Origin of the sequence: Rhizobium sp. PEPV16 (assembly GCF_008919455.1) — a bacterium.
Classification (GTDB): domain Bacteria; phylum Pseudomonadota; class Alphaproteobacteria; order Rhizobiales; family Rhizobiaceae; genus Rhizobium; species Rhizobium leguminosarum_Q.
Genome location: NZ_VSZV01000336.1, coordinates 53,040 through 69,259 on the forward strand (window position 1 = coordinate 53,040; position 16,220 = coordinate 69,259).

Sequence of the window (16,220 nt, forward strand, 5' to 3'; positions counted from 1 at the left end):
ATCCCACAAATCAGGAGTGTGCCGATGTCGACTGAATCCATCTTCCAAACCCATCTCGTCCTAGGCTATGTCGCGTGGCTGCTTTGCTTCGGCGCCTATATTCTGCCCTGGCTCACGTCGATGGACAGGGTCAGGGCGCACCGCGCCATTGTCGCTCTGCACAGCTTCCGCTTCTTCGGGCTCGTCTTCCTTCTCCCAGGCGTCGTCGGCCCCAACCTGCCCGCCAGCTTCGCCACCTTCGCTGCCTATGGCGATCTCGCGGCCGGGCTGCTTGCCATGTTGGCGCTCCTCACGGTCAGGATACGCCAGCTCTTCTGGCTGTTCGTCGTCGGCTTCAATCTCGTGGGAATGGGCGACCTCATCCTCGACTATTATCACGCCATCCAGGCCGGCCTTCCCGCGCGGGCGGGGGAATTGGGCGCCGCATACGCGATCCCGATCATCTACGTGCCTTTGCTGATGATCACCCACGTCTTCGCATTCTATTTGCTGCTGCGTCCTCAGCCCAAGGCAACCCAGGCCCTCACTGGCGAGGCGGCAGTATCTTAACCTCCGCCATCTCAGGCGTCGCACCTTGCGATCGAGGATCGCAACTCTAGCGTCCGTCAAATCTGCGGACATAATCGACCAATGCGCGCAGCTTCAGCGGCTGCCTCTGGCGCCTGGGATAGTAGAGATAGAAGCCCGGGAAGGGCGGACAGAAATCCTCCAGCAGCGGCACGAGTTCCCCGCGGTCGATATAGGACTGGAAGGTCTCCACCATGCCGAAGGTGATGCCTGCCCCGGCGCAGGCCATGCGGATCATCATGCCCATGTCGTTGGTCGTAACAGTGGGATCGACGGAGACGTCGAAGTCGCGATCATTCTCGGTGAATTCCCAGCGATAGGGCGCCGTATCCGGGCGTGGCCGCCATCCGATGCAGGCGTGGTTCTGCAGGTCGCGGGGATGGCGGGGATGGCCGCGGCGCTCGAGGTACCTGCGGGATGCGGCCGCGCATTGTCGCTGCTCTTCGGAGACTGAAATCGCAATCATGTCCTGTTCGATCACTTCGCCCAGCCGGACACCCGCGTCGAACCCGGCCTCGACGATATCGAATTCGTCATCGGTGATGGTGATATCGAGTTTGATATCAGGGCAGGCTTCCATGAAGCCGGCCAGCAAGGTGCCGGAGAGGAAGTTCTCGGCGATCGAGGAAACGGTGATCCGCAGCAGGCCGCTCGGGCGCGCCTGCATTTCCCTTACCGTCTGCATCGCATCCTTGACCTGGCGGACCGATGGACGAACCGCGTCGAAGAACACCTCGCCGGCTTCGGTCAGGCTGACGCTGCGCGTCGTGCGCTGGACCAGGGCGACGCCGACCCGATCCTCCAGGCGCTGCAGGGCCTGGCTGACGGCGGAGCGGGTGACGCCGAGCCGCTCGCCGGCGAGCCGGAAGTTGCGCGCCTCCGCCACCGCAAGAAAAACTGAAATGCCTTCGAGTTCGTCGACCATTGGTTAGCGTTTCTAACCAAGGCATCCTGGATTGGCAACTTAATCACTCAGGTTCTCCGTATTATCTTTCAGTCGAGGTCAACGAAGGCTCGAAAGGCAAGGCAATGCGAAGGATTTTCAAAAGCCCCGTCCTGCAGTTTCTCGCGGTGGTCACCCTGGCGGGCGCGGTGACCAGTTCGTCCGCCGCCGATACCGTGAACCACCGAGAAACTCAGCAGCAACAAACAACCGAGAACACTATGCAGCAACATCCCTATGTCGGCATGTGGGTGACGGATGATGGCCGCGTCCGCCATGAGCTTCTGCCCAATGGCCGCTACGACGAAGCCCGCGGCAGCCGGGAAAGCGCCTACCGGGGACGCTACGAAGTCACCGGAAGCCACATCGAATATTGGGATGACACGGGCTTCACAGCCGACGGCGATTTCGTCGACGGCAATAGCCTCCATCACGGCGGAATGGTGCTTCGTCGCAGATGACGCGCCGCCTGAAAGGCAACACCACACAGAAGAAGGCCGCATTTGCCGGCCGGAAAGGATGACGATCATGTCTTCCCCAACCCCCATCTGGTTTATCACCGGCGCATCGTCCGGCCTCGGCCGGGCACTCACCGAAGCCGTTCTGGCCCGTGGCTGGCGCGCCGCCATGACGGCGCGCAGACCCGAGACCCTGGCAGATCTCACGGCAGAGCACGGGGACCGCGCGCTTGCCCTTGCACTCGATGTGACGGACAGCAACTCCATCGCCAGCGCGGTTCGTGACGCCGAAACGCATTTCGGTGCGATCGACGTCCTCGTCAACAATGCCGGCTACGGCTACCTCTCGGCGATCGAAGAGGGTGACGACGCCGAGATACGCGCCCAGGTCGAGACCAATGTCTTCGGATTGATCGATGTCACCAAGCAGGTTCTGCCGGGCATGCGCCGACGCCGACAAGGGCATATCTTCAACGTCTCCTCGCTTGGCGGGCTCGTCGCTTTTGCCGCAACCGGCTACTACCACGCCACCAAGTTCGCGGTCGAAGCCTTGTCGGAATCGCTTTCCCATGAGGTCAAACCGCTCGGCATCGATGTGACGATCCTCGAACCCGGCGCCTTCCGCACGGATTGGGCCGGCCGGTCGATGGTCGAATCCAGCACGGTCATCGAAGACTACGCCGAAACGTCAGGCAAGCGGCGCCAGGCCACCCGCTCGATCTCCGGCAACCAGCCGGGCGATCCCGCGCGCGCGGCAACCGCTATCATATCGGCGTTCGAAGCGGACGTGCCGCCGCTGCGCCTGCTGCTCGGTGCACCCGCCCTGAAGATCGCCCGCGAACGGCTCGATGCGCTGCGCGCAAACTTCGACGCCTGGGCGGAAACGACACTCAGCGCCGATTTTCCCGCCTGACCGCCAAAAACCCTCAGCCGCATCGCCAGTCGAGCGGCGTACACATGGAGCTTGAAATGTCTGATATCAAAGGAAAAGTCATTGCCATCACCGGCGCCAGCAGCGGCATCGGAGAGGCTGCGGCAAAGGTGCTGGCTGCCGCAGGCGCCCATGTCGTGATCGGTGCCCGCCGCACCGAGCGCCTGGAGGAACTCGCCGGCGAAATCGCCGCAAAGGGCGGGACGGTGCGCCTGCGACAGCTTGATGTCACCGACCGTTCCCAGGTGGAAGCCTTTGCAGGCTTTGCCAGGTCCGAATTCGGACGGCTCGACGTTATCGTCAACAATGCCGGCGTCATGCCGCTCTCCCCGCTCGAGGCTCTCAAGGTCGACGAATGGGGCCGGATGGTCGACGTCAACATCAAGGGCGTTCTCTACGGCATCGCGGCGGTGCTCCCGATCATGAAGGCGCAGGGATCCGGGCAGATCATCAACCTGTCTTCGATCGGCGGCCACAGCGTCTCGCCGACGGCCGCCGTCTATTGCGCGACGAAATTTGCGGTGCGTGCGATCTCGGACGGATTGCGGCAGGAGACCGATCGTATCCGCGTGACCGTCATCTCTCCAGGCACGACGACATCGGAACTGGCCGACACGATCACCGATCCAACCGCGCGCGATGCCATGAAGGCCTTCAGGGCGATCACTATCAGCCCCGAGGCCATCGCCAATTCGATCCTCTACGCCGTCAGCCAGCCTGATGACGTCGATGTCAGCGAGATCATCATCCGGCCGACAGCCAGCCCGCATTGAGCGGCTGAGATTGCCGCCAAAGCAATTCCAGCAAAAGTGGAGAGCGGTTTTGCCAGGCAAAGCGCGAAGCGATTTTGCCAGGCAAAGCGCGAAGCGATTTTGCCGGGAATTGCGGAAAACGAAAAAGTCTCCGCCGCCTAAAAACCCAGCGACTGCTGGGCAGGCGGCGGCGGTGCAAGGTTGACGCCTTCGAGCTCCAGCATGCGGGCCTTCGATGACGAACCGCCGGGCGCGGAGAAGCCGCCGATCTTACCGCCGGCCGCGAGTACGCGGTGGCAGGGAATGATCAGAGCCACCGGGTTCTTCGCCATCGCCTGGCCGACGTCGCGGGCGGCTTCCGGCCCGACGCCGAGCTCCTTGGCCAGCGCGCCGTAAGTGGTGGTGCGGCCCCAGCCGACACGCCTTGCCGCTGCATAAATATCCCGGAAGAAGGTATCCTGGCCGGCAAGATCGAGTTCGACGCCGGAAAAATCCGTCTCCTCGCCCTGGAAGTAGCGTTTCACGGCGGCGACCGTCTCCAGCACAGCAGGCGTCGGCGCGCCGGCTTCGGCATCGGGCAGGCGGCGCAGCAGCAGCCGTTCGGTCGCCTCTGCTGATTTGGTCGGCAGTTGGAAGCGGGTGATGCCGGCGTCGCTCCAGGCGATACCACAGAAACCGCCCGCGGTTTCGAAGATGAGATAGTGGTGCGTTGTCTCAGCCATGACACAGCCTCCGCGTTTTCGATTGCCCTCAAAATCGTATGGGACGGCCGCTGTTTCAACCCGTTTCTTGCGCGCATAAGGCTTCCGGGAAATATCGCGATGCGTCTCTCGCAATGTCGATCGAACATCCACGTGCTCCGTTCAGAGCAGATTGTAACGGAAAATTATGTTCTCTTTTTGTTCTTGATATTCAATCTCGTCGGAGTATCCTTCGTCGCGTTTTGGAAACGACGAGGCGGGTCATAACGACCCTGAGAGCCCATGAACCAAATCTCCTTCGACTTCGAGGATGGGCGAAGTCGGCGCGGGCGGGGCGAACACCATAGCGACGGACACCGGCTTTTCTTCGCCCTCTGTCCGCCTGCGGCGGTCGAGCGGCAGGCTGGCTCGCCGATGACTATGGGAAGACTTTTTCTCTTTCGGCAAAGCCGCGGCTGACCACGCTGCATGTGACGATCATCGGCATCGACGATTATGAAGAATTGCCGGAGGACGCCGTCTTTGCGGCGCGCCAGGCCGGCGCAACGGTGGAGGGCGCGCCGATCACGATCACTTTCGACAGGATCATGAGGTTCAGGCGGGAAGGCAGAGCGCGACCGCTCGCGCTTTGCGGTGAAGGCGGGCTGGAGCCGCTCACCCGGCTGCATGTCCAGCTCGGTGTCGGCATGCACAATGCCGGATTGCGTCACAATATCAACCGCGATTTCACGCCGCATATGACGCTGCTCTATGACCGCAAAGCCGTGCCGCCGACGAGCCTCGACGCACCCGTTTCATGGACGGCGTCCGAATTCCTGCTCATCCACAGTGTTCTCGGAAAAACCGAACATCGGATCATCGATCGCTGGCCGCTGCTCGGCTGAGGCAATGATGTGTCCGTACCACGCTTGCGCTTGGCCTATTTCCGCTCATATAGCTCGGGATGCCTAACCGGGCGCTGGTTGCAAACGGGAACGAAGACAGCATGGACGTTTCAGAAATCATCATCCCTGGAGATACGCCGGGAACGGAGTGGCGGTTGCCGGTGCTGCGCTTTAAAGGCCACGATCCGAAGGCGCCGAAGACCTATATCCAGGCGGCACTGCATGCCGGCGAGCTGCCGGGAACGGTGCTGCTGCATTTCCTCTGCGAGCGGCTGCGGCAGGCGGAAAACCAAGGCGGGATCGCCGGCGACATCACCATCGTGCCGCAGGCCAATCCGATCGGTGCGGCGCAATCGCATTTCGGCGAGCTGCAGGGTCGTTTCGACCTGGGCTCGCGCACCAATTTCAACCGGGATTTTCCGCTGATCTCCATTGTGGATCGCGCCGCGCTGATCGAAGATCTCGATGATTACCCGGCTACCGACAGATTGAAGAGGCGGCTGCTGCATATGGCGCTTGGCGCCGATCTGGTGCTCGACCTGCATTGCGACGATGAATCCTTGCAATATGCCTATATCGACGAGGCCTTCTGGCCGGAGGCGGCCGATCTCGCCGCTGCACTCGACATGGAGGCCGTGCTGCTTTCGGATGGCGAAAGCTCGGCCTTCGAGGAGGCCGTCGGCTTTGCATGGAAATATGAAGTTCCCGGCGAACGCCGGCCACGTCTGCCCGGCAAACTCTCCGTCACCGTCGAGCTGCGCGGCAAACGCGACGTCGATCCGGTGCTGGCGAAAAAGGATGCGGACGGGCTCTGGCACTTCCTTGCGACCCGCGGGATCGTCGGCGACGAAAAGCCCGCGGCAACGGTATTTTCTGGTCCGGCCGTACCGCTCGACAATGTCGAGATCATCCGCACTCCGGAAGGCGGCGCCGTGCTTTTTCATCGCGACATCGGCGAGAGGGTTGCCGAAGGCGACCGCCTAGTGACGATCGTCACCCGGCCAGGGCAGCCGGGCGGCAGCATCGACCTCACCGCGCCGCAGGACGGGCTGATCCTGACCCGAACCTCCGACCGGCTGGTGCGGCGGCGCGGCGACCTGATGAAGATCGCCTGCGACGAACCCAGCAAGGCTTCGCGCAAGGCCGGCACGCTGGAGAATTGAACGGGGCCGGTTTTGTCCTGCTGCGATCGTCGACGCGCTCGGGGATAAAACGTCGCACGGCGTTTGCGCCGGCCTTCGTGCATGTTATCTCGCTACTATCACAGGGAGATCGATCGGGCATGGCCGTCACCATCTATGGCATCAAGAATTGCGACACGATGAAAAAGGCGCGCAGCTGGCTGGAAGAACATAGCGTCGCCTATGAGTTTCACGATTACAAGGCGCTCGGTATCGACCTCGCCCATCTCGAAACCTGGATCGACCAAGCCGGCCTCGACACCATCCTCAACCGCGCCGGCACCACCTTCCGCAAATTGCCCGACGCCGAGCGCGAGAACCTCAACCGGGAGAAGGCGATCCAGCTGATGCTCGACCAGCCGTCGATGATCAAGCGGCCGGTGCTGGAGGCGAAGGGCAAGCTGCTGGTCGGCTTCAAGCCGGAGATTTACGCCGGTACGTTCGGAGGCTGACAGGCGGCCCGCTGAGCTCACGAGGGAAAGAGATGTCCAAGACCACGCGCGCGACACAGCTTCTTTCGCAAGCAGGCGTCGCCTTCACCGTTCATGCCTATGACTACGACCCCAACGCCGAGCGCGTCGGGCTGCAGGCGGCCGAAGCGCTCGGCGAGGCGCCGCATCGGGTGCTGAAGACGCTGATGGCGGAGGTGGACGGCAAAGCGGTCTGCGTCGTCGTGCCGTCGGATCGTGAAGTCAGCATGAAGAAGCTTGCCAGCGCCTTTCACGGTAAGTCGGCCAATATGATGAAGCCTGCCGATGCCGAGCGGCTGACGGGTTATCATGTCGGCGGCATCAGCCCTTTCGGCCAGAAGAAGACCGTGCCGACGGCGATCGAGGAAGCCGCGCTTGGCGAACCGCTGGTCTATATCAATGGCGGGCAGCGCGGGCTGCAGGTGCGGCTCGATCCGAAGCATGCATTGAACGCGCTGAAGGCCGTCGCCGCGCCACTGATTGCCTGATCAGAGGAAGCGTTCGAGCAGCCGGACGATCGTCTTCGCCTCGCTCTCGGCGAGCTTGCAGCCGATGTGGGTCTCGATCGATCTGGCATAGACGGTCCACATGCGCTCGCGAAGCCTTCGGCCGGCATCTGTGATCACCACCCAGCGGCCGCGTCCATCCTTGGCGAAGACCTCCCGCCTGACCAGGCCCTCCCGTTCCAGCCGGTCGATCAACCGGGAAAGATTATACTGGGCCAGCAGCGTCCGCTCCTCGATCTCGTAAGGGCGCAGCTTGCAGTCGTGCGAGCGCGCCAATTCCCACAGCACGTCGTACCAGGCAAGCGGCGGCATGCCGGCCGCCTTCAGGTCGGCTTCGATGACGCCAAGCAACCGCTCGCGGGCGCGCATGATGCTCGTCCAGGCAGAGGTGACCGCTTCGCTCGGATTCGACGGTTTTTCAGACATAAATGCAGTTACATCTATCTTGAATTTCACTGCAAGCGGCATTAGATGCAGTTACATCTATCATTACCAAGGAGAGCGCCATGAGCAAACTTACCCTCGTCAGCCATCATCTGTGCCCCTATGTACAGCGTGCCGCGATCGCGCTGCTCGAAAAGGGCGTGCCCTTCGAGCGCATCAATATCGATCTTGCCGACAAGCCGGACTGGTTCCTGAAGATCTCGCCGCTCGGCAAGGTGCCGCTGCTGCGGATCGAGGAGGAGGACGGCAGTCAGGCCGTGCTGTTCGAAAGCAGCGTCATCTGCGAATATCTGGAGGAGACGCAGCCGGGTGTGGCGCTGCATCCGAAAGACGCGCTGACGCGTGCCCGCCATCGCGGCTGGATGGAATTCGGTTCGTCGGTGCTTTCCGATCTCTGGGGTTACGAGACGGCTGAGGATGCCGCGCAGTTGGAGGCCAAGCGCATGGCGCTCATCTCCAAATTCGCAACTGTCGAGAGGGTGTTGACGGACGGGCCGTATTTCGCCGGCAACGACTTCAGCCTCGTCGACGCCGTCTTCGCGCCGGTCTTTCGGTATTTCGATCTCTTCGAGACGCTCGGCGACGGCGACATCTTCGAAGGGCTTGAGCGTGTAAAGCGCTGGCGCAAGGCGCTCTCCGAACGGGCGAGCGTCAAGGCCGCCGTTGGCGAAGACTACCCGCAGCGGCTGATGGAATTCCTCGAAAAACATAACTCGATCCTGCTCAGGCAAGCTGCCGCCGCCTGAAGCGCGCCCGGCGGCCGGACATCTCATCCGGCCGCTTGCAATTCGGGCAGCCGAGCGCTTCATTTTCGCCGCAAACGGGTCTAAGTCTTCCAGCCTCCCACCGTCGATGACAGAAGGCAGGTTGAACCATGACTTTCATGCCCCAGAGCCAGAGCACCGTTGATCCCGTCAAGCTGGAAAAGCTTGCGGAAGTCGCCGTCAAGGTCGGGCTGCAGCTGCAGAAGGGTCAGGACCTAGTGATCACCGCGCCTGTCGTGGCGCTGCCGCTCGTCCGCCTGATCACCAAACATGCCTATCTGGCCGGCGCCGGACTGGTCTCCGCCTTCTATTCCGATGAGGAAACGACGCTGGCGCGCTATCAATATGGCAGCGACGAGAGCTTCGACCGCGCCTCCGGTTGGCTCTACGAGGGCATGGCCAAGGCCTATGCCAATGGGGCGGCCCGTCTTGCGATCGCCGGCGACAATCCGATGCTGCTGTCCGAGCAGGATGCCGGCAAAGTCGGCCGCGCCAATCGCGCCAACTCCACCGCCTACAAGCCGGCGCTGGAGAAGATCTCGAATTTCGACATCAACTGGAACATCGTCTCCTATCCCAACCCCTCCTGGGCCAAGGTGGTCTTCCCCGACGATCCGGAACCGATCGCGATCGCCAAGCTCGCCAAGGCGATCTTTGCCGCCTCGCGCGTCGATGTCAGCGATCCCGTCGCCGCCTGGACCGAGCACAATGCCAATCTTGGCAAGCGCTCCGCCTGGCTGAACGGCGAGCGCTTCGCCTCGCTGCATTTCCGGGGACCGGGCACCGACCTGACGGTCGGCCTTGCCGACGGGCATGAATGGCATGGCGGCGCTTCCACCGCCAAGAACGGCATTACCTGCAATCCGAACATCCCGACCGAGGAAGTCTTCACCACGCCGCATGCGCTGCGCGTCGAAGGCCATGTATCGAGCACCAAGCCGCTTTCGCACCAGGGCACGCTGATCGACAATATCCAGGTGCGTTTCGAGGGCGGGCGCATTGTCGAGGCCAAGGCCTCGCGCGGCGAAGAGGTCTTGAACAAGGTGCTCGATACCGACGAGGGCGCGCGCCGGCTCGGCGAAGTGGCGCTGGTGCCGCATTCCTCGCCGATCTCGGCGAGCGGCATCCTGTTCTACAATACGCTGTTCGACGAAAACGCCTCGTGCCACATTGCGCTCGGCCAGTGCTATTCCAAATGCTTCCTCGATGGCGCGACACTGAGCCAGGAGCAGATCAAGGCACAGGGCGGAAATTCCAGCTTGATCCATATCGACTGGATGATCGGCTCCGATAAGGTCGATATCGACGGCATCAAGCCGGATGGTTCACGGGTTCCGGTGATGCGGCAGGGCGAATGGGCCTGAGCGGCATCATCGTGCGCTGACTGAGCCAGACGCTGGCAAGCACCATGGCGAAACCGCCGATCTGCACCGGCGTCAGGCTCTGGCCGAGCGCCAGCCAGCCGAGCAGGGTCGCGACCAACGGACTAAGGAAGCCAAGCGAGGCAACCGCCGAGGGCTCGATGCGCGACAGGCCGCGGAACCAGAGCAGATAGGTGAAGGCTGCGCCGACCAGCCCGAGATAGGCGATGCCGGCGATGTTTGCAGCGGTCGGGATCGGCAGCGCCGGTTCCAGGAAAAAGGCAAAAGGCACCAGCAGCATGCCGCCCGCCGTCAATTGCCAGGCGGTAAAGGTGAGGTTTGAGACCGGCGGCGCCCAGCGGCGCGTCAGCACCGTGCCGAAAGCCATCGAGACCGCGCCGGCCAGACCGGCAGCGACACCTATCGGATCGAGCCCCGCCTTCGGCGTCAGCACCAGCAGTCCGACGCCGGCCATGCCGGCGAGACCGGCCAGTACGGCAAGCGGCCGGACCGGCTTGCCGAGAAAAAGCTGTGACAAAGCGATGACGATCAGCGGTTGCACCGCGCCGACCGTTGCGGCAACGCCGCCTGGCAACCTGTAGGCCGAGACGAAGAGCATCGCCCAGAAGAACGAGAAGTTCAGCGCGCCGAGAACGAAAGCCCTTCCCCACCAGATGCCGAACGGCAGCTTTCTGACCAGGAAGAGAAGCAGCAAACCGGCCGGCAGGGCGCGCAGCATCGCCACCGTCAGCGGATATCCGGCCGGCAGGAAAGAGGTGGTGACGATATAAGTGCTGCCCCAGATGGCGGGTGCGAGCGCGGTTGCCGCAAGATCGGCGACGTAACGTGAATTTGTCTTCATATCAAGAATCTCTATTTCAAGATAAATTCATTCTACGCCTTCTTATCTTGACGTCAAGATAATGAATGATATCGATGAAGCATGAGCGAAGACGGCAAGATGGACCATGTCGACAAGATTCTGGCGCAATGGCGACGGGAGCGGCCGGACCTCGACGTCGAACCGATGGGCATCCTCGGGCGTCTAAAACGTCTGAGTACCCATCTCGGCCGCGAAGTGGAGGCCGTGCTCATGAAGCAGGGGCTGTCGTCCTCCGCCTTCGACGTGTTGGCGACGCTGCGCCGCGCCGGCGCGCCCCACCGGCTTTCGCCGGGGGAGCTTCTGGAGATGACCATGGTCAGCTCGGGCACGATGACGAACCGCATCGACCAGTTGGAGAAGGCGGGCTACGTCGAACGTATCCTCAATCCGGAGGATCGCAGGAGCGTGCTCATCGCGCTGACGGAAAAAGGGCTTGCGACGGTGGAGACCGCCGTCGATGCGCATGTCGTCAATCAGCACCGGCTGTCGAAAAATCTGAGCGCGGCCGACAAGGCGGAACTCGACAGGCTGCTGCGTAAGTTTCTTGCGGACTTCGAATAGCGCCTAGCGGATTGCCGATAGCAGCTTGCGCACGCGATCGAGATGCGCCCTGCGCTTTGCATCGGTGGCCCGGTCCATGTCGTGCAGGCTGAGCATACGGAAATTCAATCGCTTCGAGCAGAAGGCGGCGATGCCGCGCTTCAGGAGCCGACGCACCGGATCGCCCATATAGAGACGCACCAGCCACCAGGGTGAGCCTGTCGTCGTCAGCGCATAGAGCAGCCTGATATGGGTCAGCTGCGGCACGATACGGCCGCCGGCGGCGTCATGGCTGAAGGCAACACCGGGGGCGAAAACACGATCGAAGAAACCCTTGAGGATGGCGGGGAAATTGAACCACCATTGCGGAAAGACGAGGATCAGGCCATCGGCAGCCTTCAGACGGGCAACGATATCGGCAACGGCTGACGTATCGTAGGGAATGTCGAAATAGCCGCCGCGCTCAGCCTTCGAAAGGCGCGGATCGAAATTCTCGGCGTAGAGATCGAGTAGATCGACAACATGGCCGGAGGCTTCCAGTGCTTCGCAAGCCGTGCGCGCCACAGCGGCGGCGAAACTGTCCTCCAACGGATGGGCAAGCACCAGCAGGATCCGCATTGTCAGAACAGGCTTCCCTGCTTCGACGGGTCTGCGGGCCTTACGCTGCGTTTCTTGGCACCGGCCGGCGGTGTGCCGCCTTCCGTGGTCATCGCGCCGACACGGCCGTCGGCGAATTCGATGGCGATGCCCATGCCGGCAGAGAGTTGAGCAGCCTGTGAGACCGGATTGTTATCCTCATCGCGAATGACGGCGTAACCGCGCTTCAGCACATTCTTATAGGAGAGCGATTGCAGCACGCGGTCCTGCGCGGAAAGCTCGGCGCGGGCGCGGGTCAGCTGGTGGCGGACCGCCGTATCGGCATGGCGCGAAAGATTGCCGAGGCGGTCGCGACCGCGGTCGGTCTGGGTCTTCAGCCGGGCTGGCAGCGAGGCGAGGATGGCTTCGGCGCGGTCGACGCGTGATTTCGAGCGGTCGATCAGCCGTTCGACCATGCGCTCGGCCCGGGCCATGCGCTCGTTCAGCGTCTGGCGGCGCTCGGCGATGCGATTGGACAGCACATCAGGACGCAGATGCGCGGCGACACGCTCGAAGCCGCGGCGCTTGTTGATAGTGTTGAGCTCCAGCCCGCGGCCGAGGCCGGTTGCCGCCTCGTCGAAACGGCGGCGCGGCAAGGCGAGAAGCTGATCGAGCGACGGCAATGCCCGCATCAGAGCACGCACCGACTGGCGGCGCTGATCCATCTGCCGGTTCATGCAGCCCTGCAGGCGTGCCGCAAGAGCGGCGGCCTGCGCCTCCAGCTCCGCCTTGACGGGCACCGCCATTTCCGCGGCCCCCGTCGGCGTCGGCGCGCGGACATCGGCGGCATAGTCGATTAGCGTCCAGTCGGTCTCATGGCCGACAGCCGAGATCAGCGGTATCCGGCTTTCGGCCGCAGCACGCACGACGATTTCGTCGTTGAAGCTCCAGAGGTCTTCCAGGCTGCCGCCGCCGCGCGCGACGATCAGCACATCCGGGCGCGGGATGGCGCCTGAAGGTTCCAGCGCGTTGAAGCCGCGGATGGCGTTTGCCACCTCCTCGCCGGAGCCCTCGCCCTGCACCTTCACCGGCCAGACGAGGACATGCACGGGAAAGCGATCGGAGATGCGGTGAAGGATATCGCGGATCACGGCGCCGGTCGGCGAGGTGACGACGCCGATCACGCTGGGCATGAAGGGCAGCCGCTTCTTGTGGGTCGCATCGAACAGGCCCTCGGCACCGAGCTTGCGCTTGCGCTCTTCGATCAGCGCCATCAGCGCGCCGGCGCCGGCCGGCTCCAGCGTCTCGATGACGATCTGATATTTCGAGGAACCCGGAAAGGTAGTGACCTTGCCGGTAGCGATGACCTCCATGCCCTCTTCCGGGCGGAACTTCAGCCGTGAGAAGGTGCCCTTCCAGATGACGGCGTCGATGCGGGCGCGATCGTCCTTCAGCGCGAAATAGGCATGGCCCGAGGAGTGCGGCCCGCGATAGCCGGAGATTTCGCCACGCACGCGAACCTGGTCGAAGGCGGTTTCGACGGTGCGCTTGATCGAGCCGGAAAGCTCCGAAACCGAATATTCGGCAAGGTTGGTCGGCGAATCGCCGTCGAAGACGTTGCTCATCCCCTCTTTCTATGTCCATCCGCTGGAAACAGGAAGGGTGGCACGGGCTTTGGGATCGGTTTTCCCAGCCGTTGAATCGTTGTGGGAGGGCTCGTCGCCATTGCATCAAGCGCGCTCATGTCCCGCACATGCATGCGTTGCAGCCAGGTCGACAAACAACAAAATCGCGTAAATATGTTTTGGTGCGGAACGGATAGTTAGAATATGCGTTTTACCCGAAAGGGATTGCTAACCACCGCAATACAAAGGCTTTTCGGCGAAGATCGCCGGTAAATCTTTGTTAGTTGGCGCTTCCTATGCTTCCCCTCGTTCTCTCTGGGAAGGTGCTGAAATGATTATTCTCACAGCAGCAGCATTGGGCGTCAGCGCCGGGCAGACGCGTTCGGCTGGCGTGATCGCGCTGGTCGCCGCGCTGATCGGAATGACATTCGCGTTGGCGGCGATAACCTCGCCCGGGCCGGTGTCTATTCTCGCATTCGTCTATGCCGTGCTCGGCTATAATGGCGGCCTCATGCTCTTCGTGCTCGGGCTCTATGCCAATCAGCGCCTTCGCCGCGCCATGCGCCTTTCAAACTGATGAGCGCGTCGCGATCTTTCAGATCGGCTTCCCGCGCTTGCTTTATTCCGTCCTGAAGATCGCCGGCGTCAATTCGTCGTCGGCCGATAGCGAAAGAACTGAACGCCCACGTCCGCCGCCTTCAAAAGCGGTTCCAGATAGAGCGGGATATTGCCCTTGCCGAGCTCAGCATAGAGCCCATCCGGCTTCAGTTTGGTGATCTCGCGAGTCTGCAGGTCGCCGGGGCAGAAGGCAAGCACCGTCACGCCGGTCCCCTTCAGGAAGGCTTCCGCCTCCTCGGGCTTGGCCATGCCGATATGCAGCTCCGTCAGCATGCCGCCCTGATTGCGATGATAAGGCGCGGAGAGAACCCGGTTCGCCGTGAAGCGGAGGATGGGGACGCCCATTTCCGACGGCGCCGAGACCAGTCCGGCCGGTAGCCCGGCGAGCGGCGCCAGCGCCGCTTGCGATGTGCAGGAGATCTTCTTTGCCGGCTCTGCCGCCTTCTTCTGCGCAGCATTCTGCATCTGCAGCGAGACAAATCCGCCGCCGACGGCCCAGGCGGCCGGAGCACTTGCGAGCACGGTGACGATATAGATGAAGGCGGCGGCGACATTCTCGGTGTCGCTGTTGGAGATGCGCCTGATATCGATGATCAGCAGAGCAAGCGGCAGGATCGAGATCAGGTTCGAGAACGTCGAACCGCGCACCTGGACCAGCGCGATAGCCCAGCTCGTCATCAGCAGGAAGAGCAGGACCAGATGGATTTGCACGCGGTCACGCTGAACGACGCGGAAGATGCAGACGGCGATGCCGAACAGGCCGGCCGCATAGAAGGCACCGATCGAGAAAGGATCTGTGCGTCCGAGAGCGAAAATCGACTGCGCTTCCGAAACATTTCTCAGCCAGAGCTCGACCAGCATCGGGTCGAGACCGGCCAGCGGATCGCTCAGGCATTGCGGTGCAATCACGATCGCCGAACCGAGAACGCCGGCGCCGACGACGGCGAGCGCGGCAAAGCGCAAGGGCCGGCGCAAGCGGCTGGCAAAGACCGCTGAAAACAACAGCAACCCGCCGCCGATCGCCGCCAGGCTATAATAGCCGAGCGAGAGATTGTCGCAGGTGACCATCGAATAAAGCCGGGGCGGCACTGTTGCGAAGAAGAGGATGCTGATCGCAATCGCCAGCGCCAGCCCGAAGGCCCTCGCGGCGGCGGCGAAATTTTCGCCCTCCCATGCCCAGAGCAGGGCGATGGTCAGGCAGACGGCGGCGACGAAGGGGGTCGTCTCGGCGCCGATGGCGATGGCAACGGCTGCCGCGATGCCGGCGACCGCGTAACTCCAGGCGCGACGCTCTGGATCCAGCAGCATCGCGATCATCGTCGCGACCAGCGCCAGCTGCGCATTGTGATGATCGATGGCGCCCGGCGCGAAACGGTTTCCGGTGTAGATCGCAAGACCGGTCAAGCCGAGACTGATATGCATGGCGGCAACCCCGCCGATGCGCCGGCCGGCGACCGCCATGGCGAGCATGGCGGGCAGGATGAGCGATACCGGCCAGGCGGCGAGCGCCAGCGCTTCGGCCGTCTCGCGGGGCGCAAACAGGCCGAAGAACCAGATTAGCGAGGCGATCGGCATATCGATCAGCCGCGACCAATGCATCAGCGTGCCGCCGTCGAGGCCGAGACGATATTGCATCAGATCGAACCAGCCCTGCCCGGCCAGAAAATCGCGAACCTCGACGAGGCGCATTCCGTCATCATTGTCGGGGCCGACGTAATCGGTGGCGCCGGAAAGCTTGGTGATGAGGATAGCGGCGGCAAGGATGACGCTATAGGCGATGACGGTTGGCCAGAGACGCGTCAGCAAGTCGCGCAGTCCGCTCCTGGGAGCGGGCAGCCCGCCCCTGGGAGCGTCGATCGCGGAGGATGCGTGGGAGATCGGCTGCACAGCGTTCATTGTGGTTAGCGGTTCGTTTCGATACCCGAACTTTAGCCGCCGCCGATCAAGAAAGTGTAAAGCCGTTTGTGGCAGCTGGCGATTTTGCCTGCGTCATAGGGTCTTATTAACGGCGCATGA

At 62.6% G+C, this 16,220-nt stretch carries 18 protein-coding genes and 1 pseudogene; 12 read left to right on the forward strand and 7 right to left on the reverse strand.

The window, feature by feature from the left end:
* The first annotated feature begins 24 nt into the window (after positions 1–24).
* Positions 25–549 carry a hypothetical protein gene (locus FY112_RS24830; protein ID WP_094086902.1) on the forward strand — a complete coding sequence of 175 codons (525 nt, stop codon included), beginning with the start codon at positions 25–27 and terminating at the stop codon, positions 547–549.
* Between the two features lie 46 nt (positions 550–595).
* On the opposite strand, the gene FY112_RS24835 is transcribed toward FY112_RS24830, so the two are convergent.
* Entirely contained in the window at positions 596–1,492 is an 897-nt protein-coding gene (locus FY112_RS24835) for a LysR family transcriptional regulator (RefSeq protein WP_151519502.1), read from the reverse strand.
* A gap of 104 nt (positions 1,493–1,596) precedes the next feature.
* On the opposite strand from FY112_RS24835, the gene FY112_RS24840 reads away from it, so the two are divergent.
* From FY112_RS24840 to FY112_RS24850, 3 genes are read left to right on the forward strand one after another with little or no spacing between them, the layout of a single operon-like run.
* Positions 1,597–1,971: an Atu4866 domain-containing protein gene (locus FY112_RS24840; protein WP_151519512.1), complete on the forward strand. Its 375-nt coding sequence runs from the start codon at positions 1,597–1,599 to the stop codon at positions 1,969–1,971.
* A gap of 58 nt (positions 1,972–2,029) precedes the next feature.
* Positions 2,030–2,881, forward strand: coding sequence for an oxidoreductase (locus FY112_RS24845; RefSeq protein WP_181018278.1), 852 nt, complete (start codon positions 2,030–2,032; stop codon positions 2,879–2,881).
* A 56-nt stretch (positions 2,882–2,937) separates the two neighbouring features.
* Positions 2,938–3,672: an SDR family oxidoreductase gene (locus FY112_RS24850; RefSeq protein WP_151519504.1), complete on the forward strand. Its 735-nt coding sequence runs from the start codon at positions 2,938–2,940 to the stop codon at positions 3,670–3,672.
* Between the two features lie 137 nt (positions 3,673–3,809).
* On the opposite strand, the gene FY112_RS24855 is transcribed toward FY112_RS24850, so the two are convergent.
* The gene (locus FY112_RS24855) at positions 3,810–4,373 is read right to left on the reverse strand and encodes a methylated-DNA--[protein]-cysteine S-methyltransferase (protein ID WP_017962885.1); all 564 of its coding nucleotides are present in this window, start codon (positions 4,371–4,373) and stop codon (positions 3,810–3,812) included.
* A gap of 261 nt (positions 4,374–4,634) precedes the next feature.
* Here FY112_RS24855 and FY112_RS24860 point away from each other — a divergent pair.
* The 4 genes and pseudogenes from FY112_RS24860 (at position 4,635) to ybaK (ending at position 7,375) form a co-directional block, all read left to right on the forward strand.
* A pseudogene (locus tag FY112_RS24860) lies at positions 4,635–5,236 on the forward strand (2'-5' RNA ligase family protein).
* 101 nt (positions 5,237–5,337) lie between these two features.
* On the forward strand, positions 5,338–6,399 hold the full coding sequence (locus FY112_RS24865; protein ID WP_151519505.1) for a succinylglutamate desuccinylase/aspartoacylase family protein: 1,062 nt from the start codon (positions 5,338–5,340) through the stop codon (positions 6,397–6,399).
* Between the two features lie 119 nt (positions 6,400–6,518).
* A complete protein-coding gene (locus FY112_RS24870) occupies positions 6,519–6,869 on the forward strand; it encodes an ArsC family reductase (protein WP_151519506.1) in 351 nt (116 codons plus the stop codon).
* 32 nt (positions 6,870–6,901) lie between these two features.
* Positions 6,902–7,375, forward strand: a complete 474-nt coding sequence (ybaK, locus tag FY112_RS24875) for a Cys-tRNA(Pro) deacylase (RefSeq protein ID WP_151519507.1) — start codon at positions 6,902–6,904, stop codon at positions 7,373–7,375.
* Here ybaK and FY112_RS24880 read toward each other — a convergent pair whose 3' ends face one another.
* A complete protein-coding gene (locus FY112_RS24880; protein ID WP_151519508.1) occupies positions 7,376–7,819 on the reverse strand; it encodes a helix-turn-helix domain-containing protein in 444 nt (147 codons plus the stop codon).
* 80 nt (positions 7,820–7,899) lie between these two features.
* Here FY112_RS24880 and FY112_RS24885 point away from each other — a divergent pair, with 80 nt between their 5' ends.
* On the forward strand, positions 7,900–8,583 hold the full coding sequence (locus FY112_RS24885; protein WP_151519509.1) for a glutathione S-transferase family protein: 684 nt from the start codon (positions 7,900–7,902) through the stop codon (positions 8,581–8,583).
* A 128-nt stretch (positions 8,584–8,711) separates the two neighbouring features.
* The gene (locus tag FY112_RS24890; RefSeq protein ID WP_025396766.1) at positions 8,712–9,965 is read left to right on the forward strand and encodes an aminopeptidase; all 1,254 of its coding nucleotides are present in this window, start codon (positions 8,712–8,714) and stop codon (positions 9,963–9,965) included.
* Here FY112_RS24890 and FY112_RS24895 read toward each other — a convergent pair.
* Positions 9,913–10,824 carry an EamA family transporter gene (locus FY112_RS24895; protein ID WP_151519510.1) on the reverse strand — a complete coding sequence of 304 codons (912 nt, stop codon included), beginning with the start codon at positions 10,822–10,824 and terminating at the stop codon, positions 9,913–9,915. The two genes, FY112_RS24890 and FY112_RS24895, sit on opposite strands and share 53 nt — an antisense overlap.
* A gap of 81 nt (positions 10,825–10,905) precedes the next feature.
* On the opposite strand from FY112_RS24895, the gene FY112_RS24900 reads away from it, so the two are divergent.
* The gene (locus FY112_RS24900; protein WP_011650088.1) at positions 10,906–11,406 is read left to right on the forward strand and encodes a MarR family transcriptional regulator; all 501 of its coding nucleotides are present in this window, start codon (positions 10,906–10,908) and stop codon (positions 11,404–11,406) included.
* Positions 11,407–11,409: 3 nt separating this feature from the next.
* Here the strand turns inward: FY112_RS24900 and FY112_RS24905 are convergent, their stop codons facing one another.
* Both FY112_RS24905 and xseA read right to left on the reverse strand, forming a co-directional pair.
* Positions 11,410–12,003, reverse strand: coding sequence for an NAD(P)H-dependent oxidoreductase (locus FY112_RS24905; protein WP_151519511.1), 594 nt, complete (start codon positions 12,001–12,003; stop codon positions 11,410–11,412).
* Positions 12,004–12,005: 2 nt separating this feature from the next.
* On the reverse strand, positions 12,006–13,586 hold the full coding sequence (gene xseA / locus FY112_RS24910) for an exodeoxyribonuclease VII large subunit (protein WP_094086909.1): 1,581 nt from the start codon (positions 13,584–13,586) through the stop codon (positions 12,006–12,008).
* 331 nt (positions 13,587–13,917) lie between these two features.
* Here xseA and FY112_RS24915 point away from each other — a divergent pair, with 331 nt between their 5' ends.
* Positions 13,918–14,163 carry a hypothetical protein gene (locus FY112_RS24915; RefSeq protein WP_094086910.1) on the forward strand — a complete coding sequence of 82 codons (246 nt, stop codon included), beginning with the start codon at positions 13,918–13,920 and terminating at the stop codon, positions 14,161–14,163.
* Between the two features lie 68 nt (positions 14,164–14,231).
* Here the strand turns inward: FY112_RS24915 and FY112_RS24920 are convergent, their stop codons facing one another.
* Complete coding sequence (locus FY112_RS24920; protein ID WP_094086911.1) at positions 14,232–16,100, reverse strand: hypothetical protein; 1,869 nt, start codon at positions 16,098–16,100, stop codon at positions 14,232–14,234.
* Between the last annotated feature and the right edge of the window lie 120 nt (positions 16,101–16,220).

Coding starts and splice junctions, on each gene's coding strand:
- FY112_RS24920 (WP_094086911.1), bottom strand. CDS start 16,100: ATGAACGCTGTGCAGCCGATCTCCCACGCATCCTCCGCGATCGACGCT.
- FY112_RS24895 (WP_151519510.1), bottom strand. CDS start 10,824: ATGAAGACAAATTCACGTTACGTCGCCGATCTTGCGGCAACCGCGCTC.
- ybaK (WP_151519507.1), top strand. CDS start 6,902: ATGTCCAAGACCACGCGCGCGACACAGCTTCTTTCGCAAGCAGGCGTC.
- FY112_RS24900 (WP_011650088.1), top strand. CDS start 10,906: ATGAGCGAAGACGGCAAGATGGACCATGTCGACAAGATTCTGGCGCAA.
- xseA (WP_094086909.1), bottom strand. CDS start 13,586: ATGAGCAACGTCTTCGACGGCGATTCGCCGACCAACCTTGCCGAATAT.
- FY112_RS24855 (WP_017962885.1), bottom strand. CDS start 4,373: ATGGCTGAGACAACGCACCACTATCTCATCTTCGAAACCGCGGGCGGT.
- FY112_RS24845 (WP_181018278.1), top strand. CDS start 2,030: ATGACGATCATGTCTTCCCCAACCCCCATCTGGTTTATCACCGGCGCA.
- FY112_RS24890 (WP_025396766.1), top strand. CDS start 8,712: ATGACTTTCATGCCCCAGAGCCAGAGCACCGTTGATCCCGTCAAGCTG.
- FY112_RS24880 (WP_151519508.1), bottom strand. CDS start 7,819: ATGTCTGAAAAACCGTCGAATCCGAGCGAAGCGGTCACCTCTGCCTGG.
- FY112_RS24865 (WP_151519505.1), top strand. CDS start 5,338: ATGGACGTTTCAGAAATCATCATCCCTGGAGATACGCCGGGAACGGAG.
- FY112_RS24885 (WP_151519509.1), top strand. CDS start 7,900: ATGAGCAAACTTACCCTCGTCAGCCATCATCTGTGCCCCTATGTACAG.
- FY112_RS24870 (WP_151519506.1), top strand. CDS start 6,519: ATGGCCGTCACCATCTATGGCATCAAGAATTGCGACACGATGAAAAAG.
- FY112_RS24840 (WP_151519512.1), top strand. CDS start 1,597: ATGCGAAGGATTTTCAAAAGCCCCGTCCTGCAGTTTCTCGCGGTGGTC.
- FY112_RS24850 (WP_151519504.1), top strand. CDS start 2,938: ATGTCTGATATCAAAGGAAAAGTCATTGCCATCACCGGCGCCAGCAGC.
- FY112_RS24905 (WP_151519511.1), bottom strand. CDS start 12,003: ATGCGGATCCTGCTGGTGCTTGCCCATCCGTTGGAGGACAGTTTCGCC.
- FY112_RS24830 (WP_094086902.1), top strand. CDS start 25: ATGTCGACTGAATCCATCTTCCAAACCCATCTCGTCCTAGGCTATGTC.
- FY112_RS24835 (WP_151519502.1), bottom strand. CDS start 1,492: ATGGTCGACGAACTCGAAGGCATTTCAGTTTTTCTTGCGGTGGCGGAG.
- FY112_RS24915 (WP_094086910.1), top strand. CDS start 13,918: ATGATTATTCTCACAGCAGCAGCATTGGGCGTCAGCGCCGGGCAGACG.